We start from the raw sequence: 21,742 nt of genomic DNA, 5'->3' as shown, positions 1-21,742 counted from the left end.
CTGGGAAACGGGTAAGCTACAGCACGTCCACCACGATCACGGTGATATTGTCCGCCCCGCCACCTGTCAGGGCGATCTGGATCAGCTGATCCCCCACCGTTTCCAGCGGCGCATTGCCCAGCACGTCTTCCAGGATCTGGAAGGTGGCATATTTGGTCAGCCCGTCAGAGCAGATCAGAAACCGGTCGCCAGTTTCAGTGTTGCCTCGGATCTTGTCAATCTCCAGCTCCTCTCCAACTCCGACTGCGCGGGTAATGGCGTTGGAATGCGGGTGCTGCTCCGCCTCATCCCAGGTCATCTTGCCGGCCAGAACATATTCCGCCACCGCTGAATGGTCCTCTGTCAGCATCTCGATATGGCCATCCCGCTGCCGGTAAATCCGGCTGTCCCCGGCCCATAGGCCGACAAAATGCTGGTTCGCCATAATCAGCGCCGCAACAGTTGACCCGATGGTGCCACCGCCGCGGGCTTCGGCCTCGGCCCGGATAACCTTATGCGCGTTCTGGATGGCATCGCGCAGCGCATGCATCCGGGCCGCAGGGTCCAGACCTTCCGGGATCATTGCAACCGCGTCGGCAATCAGCCGGCTGGCATAATCCCCGGCATCATGGCCGCCCATTCCGTCAGCAACCAGCCAGATATCGTGCTCCGGCAGCGCCAGCACCGCATCCTCGTTTACCTTGCGCTTGAGTCCCACATGGGTCTTGGCGATATAGCGGTATTTGCGCAGCTGGTTCATCATGCCGCCTCAGCACCGGTCCAGACCGGCGCACCCGGATCGAACAAACCCAGTGCCGCAGCCCCTCCCGGCAAGCCCTTGCAAGCCAGCGTGCGCGGCTCCCCATCCAGAACCGCGGTCCAGATGCTGCACCCGGCAAGGCGCGGATTAAACCGCCCGTCCGGATCTGCGGCCGCCAGCCTCTCCAGACCTTGCGGCCCGGCCTTTATCACCTCCGTTGCCTCAGGCTGTTCGTCCACGGGTTCCGGCACAGATGCAAGCCGGTCTGCAAGCCTGTCCTTGGTCATGCTGTCCTCCAATGCATCCAGTGCCAACTCCTCCAGCTGCTCAAACAGAGCGCTGCACACCAGGTGACCAAACCCCTCTCCGCCGGACGCTGGCACCGGTGCCATCAGGCTCAGCGGAAACCGCCGCCCCACCCTGTCAACCGATGGCATCATAACACCCCACACCGCCGCGCGCCCCGTGAGCCCCGCAGGTAATGTAAAACGCCAGATCGGCGCGGACATGTAGTGCACATCAAAGCCGGATCCATAGACCGTCCTGCCATCCAGCAAAATCTGCTGCAGCCATGCATCCCACACCCGCACGAAGCCGCCCGGCGTGTTCAGCCGGAAGAAATCCCCGGTTGAAGGCATCTTGCCGAATGCGCCAAACCCCGCCATCACATCGACTTCGGGCAGCTGAATTTCGCCATCGCCGGCAGGGCGAAGGGATTGATGACAGACCCGGACTGCAGCTCAAACAGCGCCAGCCGCCCGCCGACGCGGAAATTCACCCGCCGCCGGTCGGAGACGTTGGTGCGCCGCACCTCCGCCGCGTCCAGCAGCCGGAACCAGGCCCACGGCCCGTCCCGCGACAGCACGTTCTCAGCATCACGCTTCTGCGGGAGCAGCGTCAGCCGCGCCAGCCCAACCGAACCCGGCCAGGTCACCGCCACAGGCGTCGGCGCACCAGAGCGGTGATTGTAGGCGACCTTGGTGCCGTCGATTTCCAGCAGTACCTCCTTGGCCTTGGGGTCCAGGGCGTTGACGGTGATCTGGAAGTTCACAGCCGGCTGCGTCCCGCCGGCAAAAAACGCCTCCTTGATCTCGGACGCATATTGCATCTGCTGCAGTACCGCCGGGCTGATGCCCAAATCCACGTCATTCACCCGCTTCCAGGTCCAGGGGCGGCTGCGGGTGTCGACATATTTCAGCAGATGTTCGTTGAAGAAGCTATCGATCATCCCGCTTGGGGAGAACAGCTTGGCAAAGTCCGCCATCGCCACATCGGCACGTGCCGAGCGGTTGAACGGATAGCGGTTGGCCAGCGCCTTCTCGCAGAACGGCAGCACCGCAGATTGCCAGCGCGCGTTGATCGAAGCCCGGGTTCCCTCCGATGTAATCCCGGACGAACCCGCCGAAATCTGCGTGGCCCAGCGGGGCAGCGGCCCGCCCATCCGGCTGGCGGTCTGCTGGAACTGCAGCAGCGCCTGACCGCTCTGGCCGCCGGATGCAACACCGGAGAAGGACATCTTGTTCAGCTCCTGATAGACCAATTGAAGCTGCCCCATCAGGTCGTCCAGCTGCGACGGCTGCCCTTCGGGCCGGTTGACAAGATCATACAGCCACTGGAACCGCTCCTGCACATAGGCCCCCGGCGGCTTGGCCGCCTGGCCGGGCGCATTTTCGGCAGAGCCGACCAGCGCCTCCAGCAGGATCTGCCCTTGGATCGACAGGTTCGAACGCGCCTCAATCGCGGCCACGTTCTGGGCGCCTGCGGCAAGCGTGCCCGCATCCAGAACAGATTTGTCCTCGTTCAGCCGGGTCTCGTTGCTGACTTCGGTCAGAATATTGACGATGGGCGACGTCGGCCCGGACAGAACGTTGGTAACTTCCACCGCATGCGACAAGGATTCCAGCGGCACGATGTCGATATCGCCCAGGATCTGGTCATAGCGACTGATATAGTCGTTGTAGTAGAGGTCCAACACATCGCGGCTAAGCTTCAGCAGTACTGCCTCGTTCTGCGCCGCCTCATTCTGCTCACCCAGCACCCAGGCCTCGCGGTGAACCCGCTCGGCAACGCTGACCGCCTCTGGCAGGAACACGTTGTGGAACCCATCATAGGTATAGATACCCTCGATCCCGTCGTTCAAAGGTTTGCCGGAACTCCTGACCAGCACCCGCTTGACCGACGGCCCGCCAACATCGGTGATCCGCCATTTTGGGAGCGCCGTTGCCTGCTGCGAGTTCAGGATGCCGTTATACACACGCTGCGCCAGCGGCATTTCCGACAGGATGTTCTGCGCCTGCTCGATCAGCGGACCGTTCAGCGCAATCTCCTCCATCGGCTGCGACAACAGTGCAGTCAGGTGGTCCATCAGGTCGGCGCGCAGCTGGCTGCGGGCGATGCCGGGATAGGCAAGGTTTTCCCAATCCAGCCGCATCCATTCCTTAACCAGATCAGGGTTCATCGGCCCCTGAAGACCCAGCATCAGGTAAATTTTCAGCGCCTCATACAGCGTATCGGGGTTGTTCATATTCCCCTCGATCTGCTGCTCCAGCCGCACCAGCAGACGCGGCAGCAAACGCCGGTTCAGCGCCCCACGGTAGGTCTGCGCCGCCTGTGTACCGATCACTTCGCCCTGATACAGGCCATAGGTCATCTCGCGCTCTGGCTCTGGATCAGAAAGCACGGGATTGCCCGGCAGGTCGCGCAGATTGTTCAAAGCGGCGGCGACCGGCACCAGGTCCGTGTCCCCAACCGGGCTGGGCGGCAGCGTGGCTGCCGCCGCCTGGAAGGCTTCGACCTGCTCTTCCGCTTCCTCGATCAATTCCGCGTTCTCGAGGTATGAATTGACCCACAGCCCCCCCGTCGCAAATGCCACCAGCACGGTAGCTGCAATCGCAATCCGGCGGGTCCAGCGGTAGCGGCGCTCGACCTTGTCGTCAGCCGAGACCAGCCCAGCCTCAGGAAACATCACGCTCTCGAACAGGCGGGTCAGGAAGAAACTGCGCCCTGTCCCCTGCCCCGAGCCGATTGCCTGCCGTCCGATGCCAAAGGTCTGCGCCATGCCCAGCATCAGCCGGTCAATCGGGGTGCCTTCCTGGGTGCCGGAGGTGAAATAGGCCCCGCGCAGCATCTGGCGCTGCTCATAGCGGTTGTCCTGGAACACCTCCATCAGGAACTCGCGCGCCACGCCCCGCATCGAGGCCACCTGCGCCGGGAACCCGGCAATCAGCGCCCGGCGCTGATGGTCGGTCTCAGTCTGCATCTTCTCCAGCAGCTGGGCATTGATCTGCCCCAGCAGCAGCCCGAATTCCTCGTCGAACCCGGCAATCGGCGGCTGTTCCTTCTTGCCCTTGGGCAGCGGCAGAGTGAATCCCCAGACCTGTTCGCGGTCTTCCTTGCCAAGGCTGTCGTGGAACTCCTGGAAGCCTGCAATCAGGTCGGCCTTGGTGAACAGCACATAGACCGGGAAACGCACACCCAGCTTCTCGCGCAGCTCCGCCAGACGGCGGCGCACGGCGGCGGCGTGGCTTTTCTGGGTGATCTCATCCTGCAAGGACAGGTCCGACAGCGAAATAGCAATGATCGCGCCGTTGATGGGCTGCCGCTTGCGGTACTTCTTGAGCAACCCCAGAAAGCCCAGCCAGGCGGCGTTATCAGCCTCTGCGTCGCTTTCCTGTGTGGTATAGCGCCCGGCGGTGTCGATCAGCACCGCCTCATTGGTGAACCACCAGTCGCAGTTGCGAGTGCCGCCAACGCCGCCAATCGCCGCCTTGCCCATCTTCTCGGCCAACGGGAATTGCAGGCCTGAGTTCACAATCGCCGTGGTCTTACCGGCACCCGGCGGGCCGATCATGATGTACCACGGCAGATCGTTCAGGTGCCGCCGCCCGCCCTTGGACTTGCGCAGCTCTTTCATGGCATCCTTGAACTTGCCGCGCAGCTCGCCGATTTCCTCGGACAGCACATCATCTTCCGAAGTGTCGACGGCCTCCGCCATCTCCTCGGTCATCTCCTTGTCCTTGCGGCGGCGGCGCCAGAAAATAATACCGATGGTGAGGAAATAGAGAAGGAAGATCACTCCGATAGTGATCAACCGCGCCATCACGCCATCAAACGGCCGCCAGTCATCGCCGCCGATGAAGGGTGCAAAATACCACACGCAGGCCGCCAGAACCGCGGCCAGGATCAGCAGAACGGTGTAGATCGACCGGAACAGGGGAAAGATATAACGGCGGATCATCCTTCAACCTCCTGAACCAGAAGGATTTCAATCCTGCGGTTTTTGGCGCGCCCTGCTCGGGTGCTGTTGTCTGCAATCGGTTCCTTATCGGCGCGGCCCTCCGCAGACAGCCGGTCCGGATCGGTCATGACCTTGGCCATGCCTGCCATCACCGATTTTGCCCGCGCCAGCGACAGCGCCATATTGGACGGGAAACGCGACGAGCGGATCGGCACGTTGTCGGAATGCCCTGCCACGATGATCTTGCCCTTTTCATCATTCAGCGCCTCGGCCACCCGGTTCACCGGGTTGCGGAACGCCTTGCTCAGCTGATCCGAGCCAGAGCCGAACATGCCGGATCCGGTCAGCCGGATGATGAGCGTGTTGCCCTTCTGGAAGACCTGCACGATGCCTTCCTTGATCTCCGGCTCCAGGAAACCTGAAACCTTAGCGACCTGTTCCTCGGTGGTCGGCGCCAGCGGTGGCGGTGGCGGCGGCGGCGCGCGCCGTTCCAGCTCTGCCTTGGGGCCGGAATCCACGATCGTCAGCTGCCCGACCACATTTTCGGTCTGATTCGACAGCATCCAGCTAAGGCCCAGAAACTGCAGCGCCAGAATGGCACAGGTCGCGGCCATGGTGATCCACACCAGCCGCCAGACCGACAGCGCCTTGAAGGGCTTAACCAGTCCTTCCCAATGCGGCGACAGATCGCGCTCGACGGGGCCTCGCTGGTTGCGGATGATCCGGGCCAGTGCGCCGCGGATCTGCAAGTGCTTCTCGGAACCGCCCTGCTCCACACGCAGACGGCCCTCGAACCCCAGCGACAGGCACATGTACAGGAACTCGAGCATGTCGATATTGTTGCCAGGTTCCTTCTCCAGCCGTGCCAGCAGGTCATAAAACCGGTCGCCGCCCACCACCTCGCGGTGGAAGGTCGCCACCATCGACTGCAGTCCCCAGGCGGATTGGCCGCCCCAAGGCGTGTTCAGCACCACATCGTCCAGCGTCGCGCACAGCGCATAGCGCGCAATTTTCACCGTCTGCGCGGCAATCCCCGCTTGCAAGGCACGGTTTTCAAACGCGCGCACCTCGGCAACCACATTCTTGCGCAGCCCGTCCGGGTCCATGTGCTGGGCCCGGTTGCGGATGCGGGAAATCAGCGCAAACAGAGTTGAGGCGCAGGCCGTCAGCTGGTTCATCCCCGTCAGCGCCATCTTCGGCGCTTTGGCACCACCCGCTGTGGCCTGCGGTTTCGGTGCTGCCGCCTGCGGCACGCCATAAGCATCCAAATCCGGCTCCGCGGGCTGTTCCTGAACCGGCTGGGTCTGCTGCGGCACCTCCGGCTGCTGCATTGGCGCGGCGGTACGCCGTCCGCCCGGGTTCGGCTTGATCACCGTCTTGTCGGTATCCCCCGGTTCGGCAAAGGGATCGTCATAGTCAGCCATTTCAGCGCCTTCCCTTATGCATTACGGATCGCCCAAAGCTCCATCTTGAGCCCCGGATACTGTCCCGACACATGCACCGCGATACCGCCCGAGGTGGTCATCTTGCGCCAATAGGGGCTGTCCGCATCCATCTCGAAATAGACCACGCCGGAATGATAGGGGATCTGCCGCGGAGCCACCGGCAGGGGACGCAGGGTGATCCCCGGCAGGGCCGAGTTCACCAGCTGGCGGATCTCCTCCACAGGGCCGATCTTGGCCTGGCCGGAGAAGTGCTTGCGCACGTCCTCGGCCGGGATATCGGCACTGACAGCCAGCACGAACCCTGCGTTGCCCAGCAGCTTGCGGTCGGCGATGACGCCCACCGAGATGCCGTATTTGCGCGCTTCCAGCTTGATCGGGATCGCTGTTTGCTCCAGCACAGAGCTCAGGTACTGGCGCAGCACCCGGATCACCGGTGCGAAGCACTCGACCAGATTATCGTGGGTATAGGGCGGAAATTCCGGCGCCTGCTTTTCCGTCGACATGAACACCGACAGCTCACCCGCCATGCCGGCGCAGGCGGTGAACAGCCGTTCCGGGTGAAGGTTCTCGATGTTGCGCAGGTGGCGCACCTGCGGCAGCATCCGGTTCACCACCGCCAGCAGCATGAAGTCCGACACATCGGCCACCCCGCGGGCGCCGCCCGCCTCCGCCAGGCGGCCCGCCAGCGCCTCCATCCGGTGCGCAAGAAGCCCTTCCAGCTCGCGCAGGAAGCCGCTAAGCGCAGGCGCGGCCCGCACATCCAGGCAGGACGGGATAAAGGCCTGGTCCAGCACGATCTCCTTGTCAGGGCGCACTTCGATGATGCGCGCCACCGGGATCGCCAGCAGGTCGGCCAGATCATCCACCTCCAGCGCGAACTGCAGGCGCATCTTGCCCACGTCCAGCTCCACCGGCTTGCGCTCGGTCGAGGTCACATCGGTCACTTCCACCTTATCCGGGCGCAGGCGGCTGGCCGAACGCTCAGCGCCGCTCAGATCCACCTCGGTCGCCCCCTGCCGGCGCTGCGGCACGGTCAGGTAGACAATGCAATCCTTGACGGTCGTCGGCACTTCCATCGCCGGCGGATGCGGGTCCGCCATCGGCACCCGGAACACGGTGCCGTCGTGGCTCAGCCCCTCGCAGGACTTAACCGCGAACTGGCCGATCTTCAGTGCCTCGTGGTCGATTTCCAGCCCGTTCACGCCCCAGGCATAGGGACTGAGCCGCCGCGCCAGCCCGGACACCAGCGCCTCGTTGTAACGGTCGGACTGCTGGAAATGGTGCGGCTGCAGAAACAGCCCCTCCGTCCAAAGTACCTTGCTGTCCCAGGACACCGGGATCTCCTCTCAATTACGGGCACGCGCACTGGGCGCGGTGCCGGTCATTCCTTCAACCTGTCCAGCTGGTCCTTGTAGGCCCGCGCGAATTCGCGGCTGAACAGGTCGTGAAAATCATTCTCAGCCTGGTCGGAAATCTCCGCATAAAGCTGCTCATAAACGTCCCAGTACTGCGCCTTCTTACCGCGCAGGAGGCCGGTGAAACCGCCCTTGGTCTCAATCTGGCTTTCCAGCGCCTTGGGGTCGAGCCGCTTCAGCACGCCTTTCAACGCCGCCTCCATGCCGGTGACCATCGCCACCTCATGCGCCTTGATGTCCCGCAGCGCCTCCTCGGCAGCGGTTTCGGGCGAAAGGTAGCCCTTGGTCGCCGGGCGCACCATTGCCTCGAGGGCCTGCTCCGGCGTGATCGAGAATTTCAGCGGGTTGTTTCCACCGGTAGAAATCATTGTCTGCTCAATGCGGAACTCGGACTTGATCGAGGTTCGGGTCATCAGGATTTCGCGCAAGCCCGTGACCAGTGTTTTCATCACCCGGCCCATCCGCGCCATGGTGCTGGCGTGCTCCGAGGGATCTATGCTGACGTCAGCCCCCGCCCCATTGAGGAATGCGGCCACAGCCTCCTGCGCCTCGGCAGAGGGTGCCGCGGCCGGAGCAACGGTCCTCTCTGCAGCCTCATGTTGCGGCGGGATCTCCTGCGGCGGCACAGGCGGTGCCTCTTGCGGCGGAGCAGCAGGCGGCACTTCTGTTGGCGGCTGCGGCACCTCACGCGGCGGGGTAACTGGCTGCGGGTCCGGCTGGGGCGCGGGAACCTCCGGCTCGCCGATGCCAGACAGGAAGTCGTCATCCCAATCATCCGGGATCAGGCTGGACTGCGCCGCAGGTGCCGCAAACCCGTCCGAAGCGGTCGGGTTGTGATTGGGCAGGCTTGCCCCTTCACCCTCGCGCCCGTCGCTGGCTTTCTGAAAGAACGGATCCTCCTCCTCGCCCAAGGGTGGCAGCAGCTCGTCGATCGGGTCCACAGGATTGAATTGCGCAGGCCCCTTCGGCCCCTCGCCCAGCAGATCATCCAGGAAATCGCCGCCCGGCCCGGCATCCTCCAGCAGTTGCAGCGGATCCGGCGCATTGGCGGCATTCCCGTGCGATGCAGGGCCTTGTGCCGCAGGCGCCGCAATCATGCCGCCCACGTCCGCCAGGTCTTCGCGGATTTCCACCACCAGCTCATAATTGCCGACACACAGCACATCGCCGTTGTTCAGCGGCGTCGGGGTACGGCCCAGCGGGATCTTGGAATAGTTCAGAAACGTGCCATTGGAGCTGAGATCAACCACCACCACATTGCCGTTGTGATCCTCGATCACACAGTGGTTGCGCGACAGCATCTGGTCCGGATCCGGCAGCACCAGGTCGCAGCTGGCACCGCGCCCCACCGTGAGGCTCGGCCCCCGCATCGGAACAGGGGCCGCATCACCGGGCATTGCACCCGAGCTCTGGAATTTCAGTGTCACTGCCATGCTGGGCTTACCCTCCTACCAGCACAGTGAATTCCCCTTTGACAACCATCCCGCCGCAAGCCGTATTGTCGAGCACGCGCGCAGCTGGCAGGCTGTTGATCAGCACCGTCGCCGACCCCTTGATGATCGGATGCGGTGCGGGCGCGGCAGTGCACATATCGCTCAGCCGCGCGGCCGGCAGCTTTCCTACCAGCACAGTTACCGCACAGGGCGGCAGGATCGGCGTCGGCACTGGCAAAACCGGCGGTGGCGGGGTGGAGGGCAGCATGCAGGCATGCAGATCCGTCATCCGGGCCTGTGGCATTCCCATCTATCACATCCTCCCTAGTCAGTCCTGCGCCGCGTGCTGGGGCACTTCGATCACTTGCCCTTTGCCGCCGCGCGCAATATCCAGCGCGCGCTCGATCAGCACGCCGCCGTGTTCTTCAAACTTATCAGACAATTGACCCAAGGCCACCATATTCATGGCAAAGGCGGCCGCCTCAGAGGCCCCTGCCGGAGCAGGATATTGATTTAATTCTCCGGGTCCCAGGGTTCCGGCCGCATACAGCACCGCCAGCGCACAGTTCACCGTGTCGTCATCCACATAGGCATGATCCAGGGTGATCCGCGCCTTGTCGCGGTTTTCCTCGCTGGGCTCAAACACCCAGGCCTCCGACGCAGTCAGCGAGGCCGGATCCTTGTCCGACCGCGGCCCGATGTAGTCGCGCGCCGCCAAGCAGGCCCACCAGACCCGCTCGCGCGGGGGCAGCAGCACCGCCAGCGTGCGCAACAGATCAACTAAGGCACCCTTGCGCTCCAGCTCTTCAAGCACAACCCCTGCCTGCGCCGTTGGCGGCGCCTCCAGCGGGGTTTTCAGGATGACATTTGCCCGCGACAGCAGCTTGGCCACCGGGTCGGCGGGCATTTTCACCAGCTTTTCAAATCTTGCCGACATCTGCACCCGCCTAGTTGATCATCGTGAGGCCGCCCTTCAGGGTCAGCATCGCATCGCCCTTGACGGTGGTCATCGGCGCCTTGGCCTCAACCATGCCGGAGCCTTCGATCTTGATCATCGGCCCCTTGATGGTGACACCCGAGTTGTCGATCTTGACCGAGGAGGCGCCCACGGTCAGCTTGATCTCCTGGCCCGCGCTCATCGCAATCTTGCCCGCGGTCACATCCACGGTGAGATTGCCCAAAGACACCGTTTCCGAATGGTTTCCCTTGGCAATGGTTTCGGTCAGGTTTCCAGTGTCGACGTCCAGGGTCATGTTGCCGGTCTGGATGTTCTCCGACTTGTCGCCTGTCTCCACGACTTCGGTGCGGTCGCCCTGATGCACGGTTTCCGTCATGTGCTGCTGCACCGTCAACACATAGCTCTTTTCATCCGCCGAGGTGACCTCAGGATCCGGCGCATCCATGCCGACGGTCACCGTGGACCGGTCCTTGACCAGCATCTGATGATCCTTCTCGGCCTGCACCCGCATCAGTTCGCTGTCTTTCTTGTCGTCGAACATCAGCTCGTTGTAGCCCCCGCCGCCCTTGGAGGAATTTGTCTTGATACCCAGCTGGGTCTGATCGTCCGGGTAGGTATAGGGCGGCATGGTTTCCGCATTGTACAGCATCCCGGTGCAGATCGGCCGATCCGGGTTTCCATCCTCGAACTGGATCACTGCCTCTTGACCGATACGGGGAACGGCCACCATGCCCCAGTTCTTGCCAGACCAGGGCGTCACCACCCGTACAAAGCAGGACGAGGTCTCGTTCTTCTTGCCCTCGCGGTCCCAATGGAACTGGATCTTAATGCGGCCATGCACATCGGTGTGAATTTCCTCACCGCTAGGCCCGACCACGGTGGCTGTCTGCAATCCCTGCACTTCTGGCCAGGGTGTTACCAGCGGCGCCCGGAATTGATCGGATTTCAGAATTGCGCCAAAGGTCGAGGCATAGACGTCATGCTCCATCTCCTCCGGCACCTCCATGTTCTTCGCCTTCACATCGCGGCGCATGGCCCCTTTGTCCGCAGTTTTCTTCTGGCTCTGGCTTTCCCGTTCACCGTAATCCCAAGCCACCTTGATGTGATGCTCCGCATCAATCACCAAGTATTCCTTGTTGTTCTCTTTCACCGGGTGCTCCTTCATAGTGAAGGTGCAGCCCGTGACCAGCGTCGGCACGCTGGAGGCACCGCGCCAGCGGATGTGCTTGATCGCCTCTGCTTCCATCCGCACCCGCGCCAGCTTGTCGCCCAAGCCGGAGTTTTTCCGGTAGTGCCCCTGGTAATCGTAGACTTCATAATCCTTGTAGCTGTGCTTGCCCTTCTGGATGGATGATGCCGCCTTAAGATCACCTGTTGGTGTCAGGAAATCAAAATCGTTCAGTGTGACCTTGCCCCTGGTGATCCGCTCATCCTTGGCCCACTCAGAGATATGCTCCTCGCGCCGCCGGTCGCTGTCATCACGGGCGTGAAACTCGATATCCGCACCGCCCGCAATCGGGGTGTGGCCGCTGACACCGTCGCACAGCACCAGCTTCTCCGGGCTGCTGGAACTGTCGAAGTAGAAATAAATCCCTTCCTCCTCCATCAGCCGGCACAGAAAATCGTAATCGCTCTCGCGGTACTGCAAGCAATATTCCCGCTTCTCATAGCTCTCGCTCAGCTTGTCAGTGAAATCACTGAAACCGTATTCATTGAACAACTGCTTGATGATCTCCACCGTGGTCTTTTCCTGGAACACCCGCAGATCCGCGGTGCGGGTCAGCATCCAGAACCAGGGACGCACCTCGGCCACATACATCTCATAGCCGTTGCGGAACCCCAGATATTCGACCGAAACGCACTTGCCATTGAACTGATGCTCCGTCTGCTGGCGCATCACATGCACGTTCATCTGCTTGCCGACCAGATCCTCCAGCTTGGGCTGTTTCTTGGTCGCCGCGAATTCGATCGTGGTCTCGGTGAGCTTGCTCAACCCCTCGCGCACGATTGCCCGGCTCATCATCAGGCCTTCGGTGTCATAGCCCCCCGACATCCAGGCGAGGTCGTTTTCATGGCCCTTGCTTACAACCATGTCTCCTCCTTTCCGCGACGGGAACGGGGCCGGTAATCGCCGGCAGTGTTCTCAAACATTCGCATCACAAATCATCCAAAAGCGCGGCGAGGTCCGCATCCATTTCATCATCATCCCCATCACCGCTGTCGTCATCATCCCCAAACGACGACAACAAATCGTCCAGATCTCCAAGGCCATCGTCCTCCCCGCCATCGCCTTCGAAATCCAGATCATCCAGGCCGAGATCGTCCTCATCGTCTCTGCCCGAATCCAAATCAAGATTCAGGTCTTCGTCCTCTTCGCCACCCGCCGCAGGCGGTTTGGGTTTAGGCAACCCGCGCGGGTCCGGGGGCGAGGGCTCCGGCGCCGGCAACCCGGTCCAGGGCCCCAGGATCTCGCTGCCCTTAAGGGAGTTGAAGGACGTGAGCCGCACCTCGTCCCGCCCCTTGACCGCACTCACCGCCATGAACCCGCGTTCCTGCGCCAGCGCGATCTTGTCCAGATCGATGTTGCGCTCGGTGCAGGGCAGCGCCACCTGGTCGCCGAACTTGTCGTTCACATAATGATAGGGCATCCCACCCAGGGACATAATTTTACCCAACTGCAGCGACGGCCCGTGTTCCGTGAACGACCGCCCCAGCAGGATCGCCACCAGCACCACCGGATTGGCCCAAAGCATACCCTTCAGGCCTTCCGTTTCGGTAAACTCCTCGAAATCAAACTCATAGCAGGGATCGGTTTTTTCGCCATAAGGCCGGCGCAGCAGGAACCGCGGGCTGGCCAGCCCCAGATGGCCTGCCTCCGCCATGCCCTGAAGCGTGTCCCAGGCCTCCGTCACCAGCTTGGGCCGCTCCGCCTTGGGCGTTTTCAGGAACTCCGGCGAAATGGAGGCAAAGAAAGGCGCGTCCACATGCGCCGCCACCCGCGCGATCCGGCCCAGCAATTCGGCATGCGGCGGGGTCTCCTCAAACTGATACATCCCGATCAGCGCCGAATAGCCGCCGCGCCCGCTCTCCTCGTCCAGGGGTTCCTCGGTCAACAGCCGCACGAAACCGGTCTTGGACAGGTCGTCTTCGGCCGCCAGATCCGCTGCCAGCTCCTCTGCCGAGATGTCATACAGCATCACATCCAGCGTATCGTCCGCCTCAATCGAGCGCGCCATCAAGTCAATCGAGCGCCATTGCGCCTCGACCGATTGGAATTCCGGGTGATGCAGCACCAGCCGCATCGCATCGGACAGCGCCTCGTCCACCGCCTTTTGCATCGCGGTGACATCCGGATCCGGCAGCGCCCGGATATGCGGCCCGACGACGCGTGCCAGCAGGTCCTCCACCGGCGTGGCCGGGCGGGGGCTAATGCCGGCATCCCCGATCAACTGCTGAAACGCACTCAGCCGCTTGTCCGCCGGCACCGAATTCCCAGCTGAAGTCCGCTTCGGTGCCCGGGCCTTGGTGCCGAATTTCTCCGCCCAGGCCTTCAGCGATTTCGCCGCATGATCCGCGGTCGCGCCGCTCTGCAGCTGCTTGCGCAGGCCGACCAGCTCGGCAAACAATTCCACGTTTTCATACAGCTCATCCGGATGCAGCCCGTCCAGATCCTCCAGCTTGACCGCAATGCCCGCACCATCCTTGCCGATCGGCAGCACCAGCTCGGTGGTAAAGCTCTCGATCACATCCTCAACCGTGTCCGGATCCAGCAGCACCGCCTTGCGCGCCGCCAGCGCATCGCCAGTCTCGATCTGCCCTTTGGCCGCGCGGCCCGAAAAATCGCCCAGGACAGCAATCCGGAACCGCTTGCGCTCCAGCTTTTGCGGCTCGGGCCGCTCCGCGCTCATGGTGCCATAGGCAAACTCCGGCTCGTCTGAGGCTTCGGCCGCTGCCGCCGCTGCAGGCTCATCGCCTCCCTCGTCCAAATCTCCCAGGAGCGCATCCAGATCGCCGCCGCCTGCCTCAGCGGTATCCTCGTCGTCTCCGCCAAGATCGCCAAGCAGTTCGTCCAGGTCCAAATCCCCGCCGTCACCGCCCATCAGGCTGTCCAGATCCGCATCCGCGTCCCCCAGCCCGCCCAGCAGCGCGTCGAGATCATCTTCGGCGCTGTCCGCCTCCTCTGCCGCTTCGGCCTCCACCTCTTCGCCAAGACCTGCCAGCAGGCTGTCCAGATCGCCGTCTTCTTCCTCATCGCTGCCCAGATCGCCTAGCAGGTCATCCAGGCTAGCGTCCTCCTCGTCCGCGTCCTCATCCAACCCGCCAAGAAGCGCGTCCAGATCATCCTCGCCAGCGTCCCCGGCCCCGCCGCTGACGTTGTCCTCCAGACCGCCCAACAGCGCATCGAGATCGTCACCACCGTCTTCTTCGGCGGCCTCCTCATCTGCCAAAAGCGCATCCAGATCAGAGTCTTCGTCCTCTTTCTCCGCGTCCAAACCGCCGAGAAGATCATCCAAGGTGCTGTCTGCCCCGCCCTCAACTGCTGTTTCCTCCCCCAAGGCGCTCAACAGCGTATCAGAGCCGTCCGCAGTCTCCTCCTCTGCATCCAGACCGCCCAGCAGGCTATCCAGATCGTTCTCCTCATCCGGCCCGCCGGCGAACAGCGTGTCCAGATCCTCGTCACCGCTGTCCGCATCCTCCGTGCTGCCAGCCTCGGCAAGGCCTGCCGGCACCTCAACGGACTCATCTTCGGCATCATCTTCCGGCGCATCACTGTCCAGGTCCGCAAGCAGATCCTCCAGCCCGCTGTCTTCACCTTCGTCTTCCGGCGCAGCGTCCAGCAAGCCCTCAAGAATATCCTCCGCGCCATCCTCTCCCGCGTCCTCAAGCTCAACACCAACCAGGCTCTCCAGTGCATCCTCCAAGTCTTCACCGTCTTCAGCCTCCTGCACCGCGGCCCCCGCCAGGCTCTCCAACGCAGCGCCGGAAAAATCTTCGTCGTCGGTGGCATCCGGCTCCAGCCCGGCCAATCCCTCGAGAATATCCGAGTGGTCTTCCGAATCCGGCTCTTCAACTTCAGCAGCGGCCAGGCTTTCCAGAGCGTCATCCGCCGCGGTGTCTTCAACCTCCCCCACAGCAGCCTCTGCCAAATCACCCAAGACGCCGGAGTGGTCCTCTTCCACGGCCTCCTCAATCTCGACAGAAGCCAGGCTTTCAAGCGCATCGCCTGTGGCGGCATCCTCTGCCTCCGGCACTTCCAGGTCCGCCAAGGCATCCAGAACGCCAGAGTGATCCTCTTCTTCCGCCTCGCTCACCTCAACCGCCGCAAGGCTCTCCAGCGCCGCATCCGCGGTATCTTCTTCCGCGGCCGCTTCCACTTCCTGCGCCGCCAGCCCGGCGAGCACATCGCCCGAAGTGTCTTCTTCCTCCGCAAGGGTTTCCGCCTGCGCCAATCCTTCCAAGACAGCGCCCGTCTGATCTTTCTCTGCAGCTTCCGGAACTTCAACGCCCGCCAGTGCGGCCAGCGCCTCGCCGGCTTCATCGGCCGGGTCTTCTTCGTCCGGTGCCGCGGCGCTCAAGCCCGCCAGCACATCCGCCGAACCATCATCCGCCACTTCCTCTGCAGGCTCCGCCGCCCGCAACCCGCCCAGCACGCTGCCGGAGGCATCTTCCGTTTCGGTCTCCTGCGGCGCTTGGGCGGCAAGCCCCTCCATCACCGCAGCGGAGGTGTCTTCCTCAACAGTCTCCTGAACCTCAGCCGCAGCCAGCGACGCCAGGGCATCCGCGGCCTCATCCGACAGGTCTGTGTCCTCAGGTGCCGCCGCACTCAGACCCGCGAGCACATCCGCGGAGGTGGGTTGCGGCGCCGCAACTTCCGGCACGGCAGAGCGCAACCCTTCCAGCACATCTGCCGACGTATCCTCCTCTGCCTGCTCCTCAGGCGCCGCCTCGCGCAATGCATCCAGAACACCGTTCGCGGTGTCCTCAGCGGCTGTCTCCTCCGGCGCCTGCGCCGCGAGGCCTTCCAGAACATCACTCGTGGTGTCCGCTTCTTCCTTCGGCAACTCCAGATTGCGCAGGCTGTCCAGCGCCGCTGCACTGTCCGCGTCCGCCGTAGGTGCCGACACCGCCGCCAGCAGCGACGGGTCGTTCAGGATCGTCTCGATCAGCGTCTCGGCCCCGGTCTTGCCGTCCATATAGGCCATCAGGTTCTGCAGCTGGGTGCGCGCCTCCAGCAGCGGGCGCAGCGCATCTACCTTGGCGGCAATCGCACCGGGCGCGAAATCCGCCATGCTCTCAAACGTCAGATCCACCGCCAGATTGCCCTCGCCGGTCAGCGTGTTGGGCACCGTGAAGGCCGCCCGCGGGGCCAGGCCCTTCATGCGTTCGTCGAAATTGTCGACGTCGATCTCCAGGAACTTGCGGTCGGCCACCGCGGGCTGCTCGACCGTGGATTTGCCAACCAGATCGCTCATCACCCCCATCACAAAGGGCAGCTGCACCTTCTTCTCGGCGCCGTATAGCTCCACGTCATATTCAATCTGCACCCTTGGCGCCCGGTTGCGGGCGATAAACTTCTGAGAGCTGTCAGCCATTGCCCTGCCCTTTCAACTCGGCCAGCTCAGCCCGCAACGCCTTGATCTCCTCATGCATCTCCCGGACATGCTCATCCACCACATCCGTTTCCGATTTCACCAGATCGCGCAGCTTTTCAAACTCCGCCTCCTGGTCTGCCTCCACCGCAGACTGCATGGTGTTGACCAAAAGGCCGATGAACAGGTTCAGAACTGAGAAGGCGGTGATCACGATGAAGGGCACAAAGAACGACCAGGCCAGGGGGAACTCTTCCATCACCGGGCGCACGATGCCCATCGACCAGCTTTCCAGTGTCATGATCTGGAACAGCGAATAGAGCGACCGGCCCAGCGTGCCGAACCATTCGTCAAATACCTGCCCGTACATCATCGTTGCCATCACGCCAAAGACATAAAACACGATGGAGATCATCACGATCACCGCACCCATGCCCGGCAGCGCATCCAGCAGAGCCTGCACCACGGCGCGCATTTGCGGAATGACCGACAGCAGCCGCAACGCCCGCACCACCCGCAGGCCGCGCAGCGCCGACAGGCCTTCATTGGCCGGGAACAGGCCGAAAGACACCACAACCAGATCAAAGATATTCCAGGCCGACGAGAAAAACCGCAGCCCGTAGGCAAACAGCTTGAGCGCCAGCTCCAGCACAAAGACCGCCAGCACGAGACGATCGATCACATCCAGCAGACCGCCCGCATGGGCCTGCACAGCAGCTGATGTGCCCAGCCCCAGCGTAATCGCGTTAAAGATGATAATGCCGAGAATGGCATTGGTCACCGCTTTGCGTTCCACAAACGCCCGGGCACGGTCCTGGAGGGTCACTCCGCCTTGCGTGCTGCTGTCCAAGGTTTCACTCCACTTGGTCTTCGTCAGATCCGCCAGGCGCCCCGCAGCGCCCGGCAGAGATTTCGAGCTCAGGCCGCGTCGAACACGGTCCCGTCCAGCACCTTGCTGGTGATCTTGTCATAGGCATAGCCGCCCACTGCGCCGCCCACGCCCAGGGCCAGGTCCTTGGCGCCGGTGGCAATTGAGTTGCCATCGATCGGCGCAGTTGCCAGTGCGGCGAATTTTAACGCCTCGCGGAACACTTTCAGCGCCTTCGGATCCTTGATCGTCAGCGCCTTCACCCGCTTCATCAGGTCCTTGATATTGTTGGCCCAGCCGCGGGCATCGGCATACATGATTTGGATCTTATCGATGGCGTTCTGAACCTCGGCGTAGTTCTTGGCCAAAGCTGTATCCAGCGCCTTGCTGATCATCACCAGCTGCGTCTTCTTGTCCTTGACCGGGTGCTTCTTCAGCTTCTTGCCGACCTCGGCCAGGAATTCCTTCTTCAACTTGTCCTGTTCCTTCAGGATCTTGTTCAGGTTCTTCGACAGGTCATGCATTTTGACGACCATCTGGGCATATTTCGCCTTCAGCGTATCCGCCGCATCCTCCACCGTCTTTACCGAGGGCTGCGAAATGCCCAGGAACTCCTGAAACACCGCCGCAGACACCTCGTTTGTGGCATTCAGCGCCTTGTTTGATGCCGCCTTTTCCACCACAGCGAGGTTCTTCACCAGGATGGTCTTGGACTGGTCGATGTTGATCGCCAGCTTGCCGATATCCTTGGCCAGCGTGACGCCGGACTTGATCAGGCCGATAATGCCAAATGCCGCCCCAGCACCGCCTGAAAACGGCGAGGTCGCCATCGCTGCGATGCTCACCGCCAGACCGGCCAGCGTGCCTGCGATGGACACGCCCACCTTGATCTTGAACTTGGACCATTCCTTCTTTTTCTTTTGAAGATTGCTCCAGGCCTTCTGCGCTGCCAGCTCCGCCGCCTTCTCGCCGACCTTGATGTCGTTCTTGATGGCGTCGTTCAGCCCTTTCAGCTGCTTTTCCATCGTTTTCTTGTCGGCGCCCTTATTGGCCATTTCCACAAAGGCCTTGTCGAACACCTTGCACTTCTTCTCGATGGTCTCGCGAGTTTGATCGAAAACCTCACTGGCGCCTGCGTGGAATTCCTGCTGCAAAAGCGGGTCTTTCTCGACCCCCTTCTCCATCTTCTTGTCCAGCTCGACCACAACCTTGAAGGACAGTTTGGGCGGATCAACCATCTCCAGCCCCGACGCCTTTATGTCGACGTTCTTCATGTCCATGACAACGTGTTTAACCATCAGATTTCCTTCCCACTGTTTACGCTTGGTCGCGATCAATCAAAGGCGTATGTGAACTCCCCGTCATTGACACCGATCGCGACTTTTTCGACTTCCGCGCCTTCCATAAGCCGGCGCAGGAATTCGTTTGAAATCTCCGGCAGCATGGTGTTGGTGACAATCGCGTCGATCATCCGCCCGCCGCTGTCCAGTTCCTGACAGCGGTTGACAATCTCCTCGACCACGGCCCCGGTGTATTCAAACGGCACCCCATGCGCCTCCTGCACCCGTTTCTGGATGCGGCCCAGCTGCAGCTTGGTGATCTCGCCGATCATCTCCGGGCTGAGCGGATAGTACGGGATCGCCACCAGACGCCCCAGCAGCGCCGGCGGGAAGACTTTCAGCAGCGGATCGCGGATCGCTTTCGCCATGCCCTCCGGGTCCGGCATCAGCTCGGGGTCGGAACACAGGTCCATGATGGTCTCGGTGCCGACATTGGAGGTCAGCAGGATCAGCGTGTTCTTGAAGTCGATGATGCGGCCCTCGCCGTCTTCCATCACGCCTTTGTCGAACACCTGGAAAAAGATCTCATGGACATCCGGATGCGCCTTCTCGACCTCATCCAGCAGCACCACCGAATAGGGCTTGCGCCGCACCGCCTCGGTCAGCACCCCGCCCTCGCCATAGCCGACATAACCCGGAGGCGCGCCTTTCAGTGAGCTGACGGTATGGGCTTCCTGGTACTCCGACATATTGATGGTGATGACGTTCTGTTCCCCGCCATACAGCACCTCTGCCAGCGCCAGCGCGGTTTCGGTCTTACCCACGCCGGAGGTGCCCGCCAGCATGAACACGCCAATCGGCTTGTTCGGATTATCAAGCCCGGCGCGGCTGGTCTGGATCCGCTTTGCGATCATCTTCATCGCGTGATCCTGGCCGATCACCCGCTGCGCCAGCCGCTCTTCCAGGTTCAGGATGGTCTCGATCTCGTCCTTGACCATGCGGCCCACCGGGATACCGGTCCAGTCACCGACAACCGAGGCCACCGCCTGATGGTCGACAATCGGCAGGATCAGCGCGCTGTCGCCCTGCAGCGTTTCCAGCTCCGCGTTCTTGTCCTTCAGCTCCTGCATCAGCTTGGCGCGCTCTTCATCCGACAGCGGGCTGTCAGAGGCGCCCTCCGCAGCGTCGTCCCCAGCATCCGGAGCAGCATCCACGGGCGCGGCCCCCTCTCGCAGCTTGGAGCGCAGTTCCAAGATGCCTTCGACAACCGCCTTTTCCTTGTCCCAGCGCTCGGTCAGCCCGGCCAGCCGTTCCTCCTCTGCAGCCTTGGCGGCCTCAACCGCCTCACGCCTGTCGGCAACCTCATACCCTGCAGTCTCGTCGCGGCCGATGATCTCAAGCTCGGTGGTCAGCGCCTCGATCCGGCGCTGGCTGTCGTCGACCTCAGCCGGCACCGCGTGCTGGCTCACCGCCACGCGGGCACAGGCGGTATCCAAAAGGCTTACCGACTTGTCGGGCAGCTGCCGCGCCGGGATATAGCGGGCCGAGAGGCTGACTGCCGCCTCGATCCCCTCATCCAGCACCTGCACCCGATGGTGGTTTTCCAGCATCGAGGCAATGCCGCGCATCATTAGGATCGCCTTCGGGATATCCGGCTCATCGACCTTGACCACCTGGAAGCGGCGGGTCAGCGCCGGGTCCTTCTCGATGTACTTCTTGTATTCGGCCCAGGTGGTGGCGCCGATGGTGCGCAGGGTGCCGCGCGCCAGCGCCGGTTTCAGCAGGTTGGCCGCGTCGCCGGTGCCAGCCGCACCGCCAGCACCCACCAGCGTGTGGGTTTCGTCCACGAACATCACAATCGGCGTCGGGCTCGCCTGCACCTCGTCGATCACCTGGCGCAGGCGGTTTTCAAACTCGCCCTTCATGCTGGCACCCGCCTGCAGCAGGCCCACGTCCAATACCAGCAGACGCACATCCTTCAGCGCAGGCGGCACGTCGCCGCGCGCGATCCGCAGGGCAAAACCTTCGACCACCGCAGTCTTGCCGACGCCTGCCTCACCGGTCAGGATCGGGTTGTTCTGCCTGCGGCGCATCAGGATGTCGACGATCTGGCGGATTTCCTCATCCCGGCCCACGATCGGGTCGATCTCGCCGTTGCGGGCCTGTTCGGTCAGGTCGGTGCAAAACTGCTCCAGCGCCTCGCCCTTGCCCATCGCGCCCGGCGCCATCGAACCGGACGCCTCGCCCGGTTCCGCCCCGCCGCCGGTCACATTGGAACCGTCCTGCGCGCCCAGCTTTTCCTCAGGCGAGCCATCGGTGGCCTCGTGGAAGTTATCGGCCAGATCATCAGCCCCAATCTTCGCCAGCTCCGGCGACATGTTTGACAGGATGTTGCGCAGCGCAGGCGTCTTCAGCATCCCCAACAGCAGATGGCCGCTGCGCACCTGGGAGGAGGAATAGAGCAGCGAGCCCCAGACCCAGCCCCGTTCCATCGCGTCCATCAGATGGTCTGACAGATCCGAGATCGTCGACGCCCCGCGTGGCAGCATGTCCAAAGCACGGGTCAGCTCGGTCGCAATCTTGCCCGCATCCAGATCATAATGCTGGATGATCCGGTGCATGTCGCTGTCCTGCTGCGCCAAGAGCTGATGCATCCAATGCACCAGTTCCACATAGGGGTTCCCGCGCATTTTGCAGAACACCGTTGCGCTTTCGACGGCCTGGTACCCCAGCTTGTTCAATTTGCCAAACAGCGCCACGCGGCTGATCTCGGTCAT

General features: G+C 62.5%; 13 protein-coding genes and 1 pseudogene. All 14 read right to left on the bottom strand.

The annotated features are described in order from the left end of the window. Positions 1-16: 16 nt before the first annotated feature. Positions 17-739: a PP2C family protein-serine/threonine phosphatase gene (locus ACXAEK_RS22455; protein ID WP_475045559.1), complete on the bottom strand. Its 723-nt coding sequence runs from the start codon at positions 737-739 to the stop codon at positions 17-19. Further along, a complete protein-coding gene (gene tagF / locus ACXAEK_RS22450) occupies positions 739-1,404 on the bottom strand; it encodes a type VI secretion system-associated protein TagF (protein ID WP_475045512.1) in 666 nt (221 codons plus the stop codon). Before tagF ends, ACXAEK_RS22455 begins: the two co-directional genes overlap by 1 nt. Next, positions 1,404-4,976, bottom strand: a complete 3,573-nt coding sequence (gene tssM, locus ACXAEK_RS22445; protein WP_475045511.1) for a type VI secretion system membrane subunit TssM — start codon at positions 4,974-4,976, stop codon at positions 1,404-1,406. Before tssM ends, tagF begins: the two co-directional genes overlap by 1 nt. Beyond that, positions 4,973-6,400: a type IVB secretion system protein IcmH/DotU gene (gene icmH, locus ACXAEK_RS22440; RefSeq protein WP_475045510.1), complete on the bottom strand. Its 1,428-nt coding sequence runs from the start codon at positions 6,398-6,400 to the stop codon at positions 4,973-4,975. Before icmH ends, tssM begins: the two co-directional genes overlap by 4 nt. A 14-nt stretch (positions 6,401-6,414) precedes the next feature. Further along, positions 6,415-7,755 (bottom strand): type VI secretion system baseplate subunit TssK, encoded by a 1,341-nt coding sequence (gene tssK, locus ACXAEK_RS22435; protein WP_475045508.1) that lies wholly within the window; start codon positions 7,753-7,755, stop codon positions 6,415-6,417. A 47-nt stretch (positions 7,756-7,802) separates the two neighbouring features. Beyond that, complete coding sequence (gene tagH / locus ACXAEK_RS22430) at positions 7,803-9,269, bottom strand: type VI secretion system-associated FHA domain protein TagH (RefSeq protein ID WP_475045506.1); 1,467 nt, start codon at positions 9,267-9,269, stop codon at positions 7,803-7,805. A 7-nt stretch (positions 9,270-9,276) separates the two neighbouring features. Beyond that, entirely contained in the window at positions 9,277-9,579 is a 303-nt protein-coding gene (locus tag ACXAEK_RS22425) for a PAAR domain-containing protein (protein WP_475045505.1), read from the bottom strand. A gap of 18 nt (positions 9,580-9,597) precedes the next feature. After that, on the bottom strand, positions 9,598-10,206 hold the full coding sequence (locus tag ACXAEK_RS22420) for a DUF6931 family protein (RefSeq protein ID WP_475045503.1): 609 nt from the start codon (positions 10,204-10,206) through the stop codon (positions 9,598-9,600). A 10-nt stretch (positions 10,207-10,216) separates the two neighbouring features. Further along, entirely contained in the window at positions 10,217-12,319 is a 2,103-nt protein-coding gene (locus ACXAEK_RS22415) for a type VI secretion system Vgr family protein (RefSeq protein WP_475045502.1), read from the bottom strand. A 64-nt stretch (positions 12,320-12,383) separates the two neighbouring features. After that, a complete protein-coding gene (locus ACXAEK_RS22410) occupies positions 12,384-15,938 on the bottom strand; it encodes a type VI secretion system contractile sheath domain-containing protein (protein ID WP_475045557.1) in 3,555 nt (1,184 codons plus the stop codon). Between the two features lie 384 nt (positions 15,939-16,322). Then, positions 16,323-16,820, bottom strand: a pseudogene (tssB, locus tag ACXAEK_RS22405) (type VI secretion system contractile sheath small subunit); the annotation flags it as partial. Further along, positions 16,813-17,667, bottom strand: coding sequence for an ion transporter (locus ACXAEK_RS22400; RefSeq protein ID WP_475045500.1), 855 nt, complete (start codon positions 17,665-17,667; stop codon positions 16,813-16,815). The pseudogene tssB and the gene ACXAEK_RS22400, both read right to left, overlap by 8 nt. 68 nt (positions 17,668-17,735) lie before the next feature. Then, complete coding sequence (locus ACXAEK_RS22395) at positions 17,736-18,983, bottom strand: hypothetical protein (protein WP_475045499.1); 1,248 nt, start codon at positions 18,981-18,983, stop codon at positions 17,736-17,738. A 35-nt stretch (positions 18,984-19,018) separates the two neighbouring features. Beyond that, on the bottom strand, positions 19,019-21,742 hold the full coding sequence (gene tssH / locus ACXAEK_RS22390) for a type VI secretion system ATPase TssH (RefSeq protein ID WP_475045498.1): 2,724 nt from the start codon (positions 21,740-21,742) through the stop codon (positions 19,019-19,021).

The organism is Leisingera sp. ABM4_101, assembly GCF_056158725.1.
The sequence above is the reverse complement of the archived record's forward strand: the minus strand, read 5'-3'. Positions and strand labels throughout refer to the sequence as shown.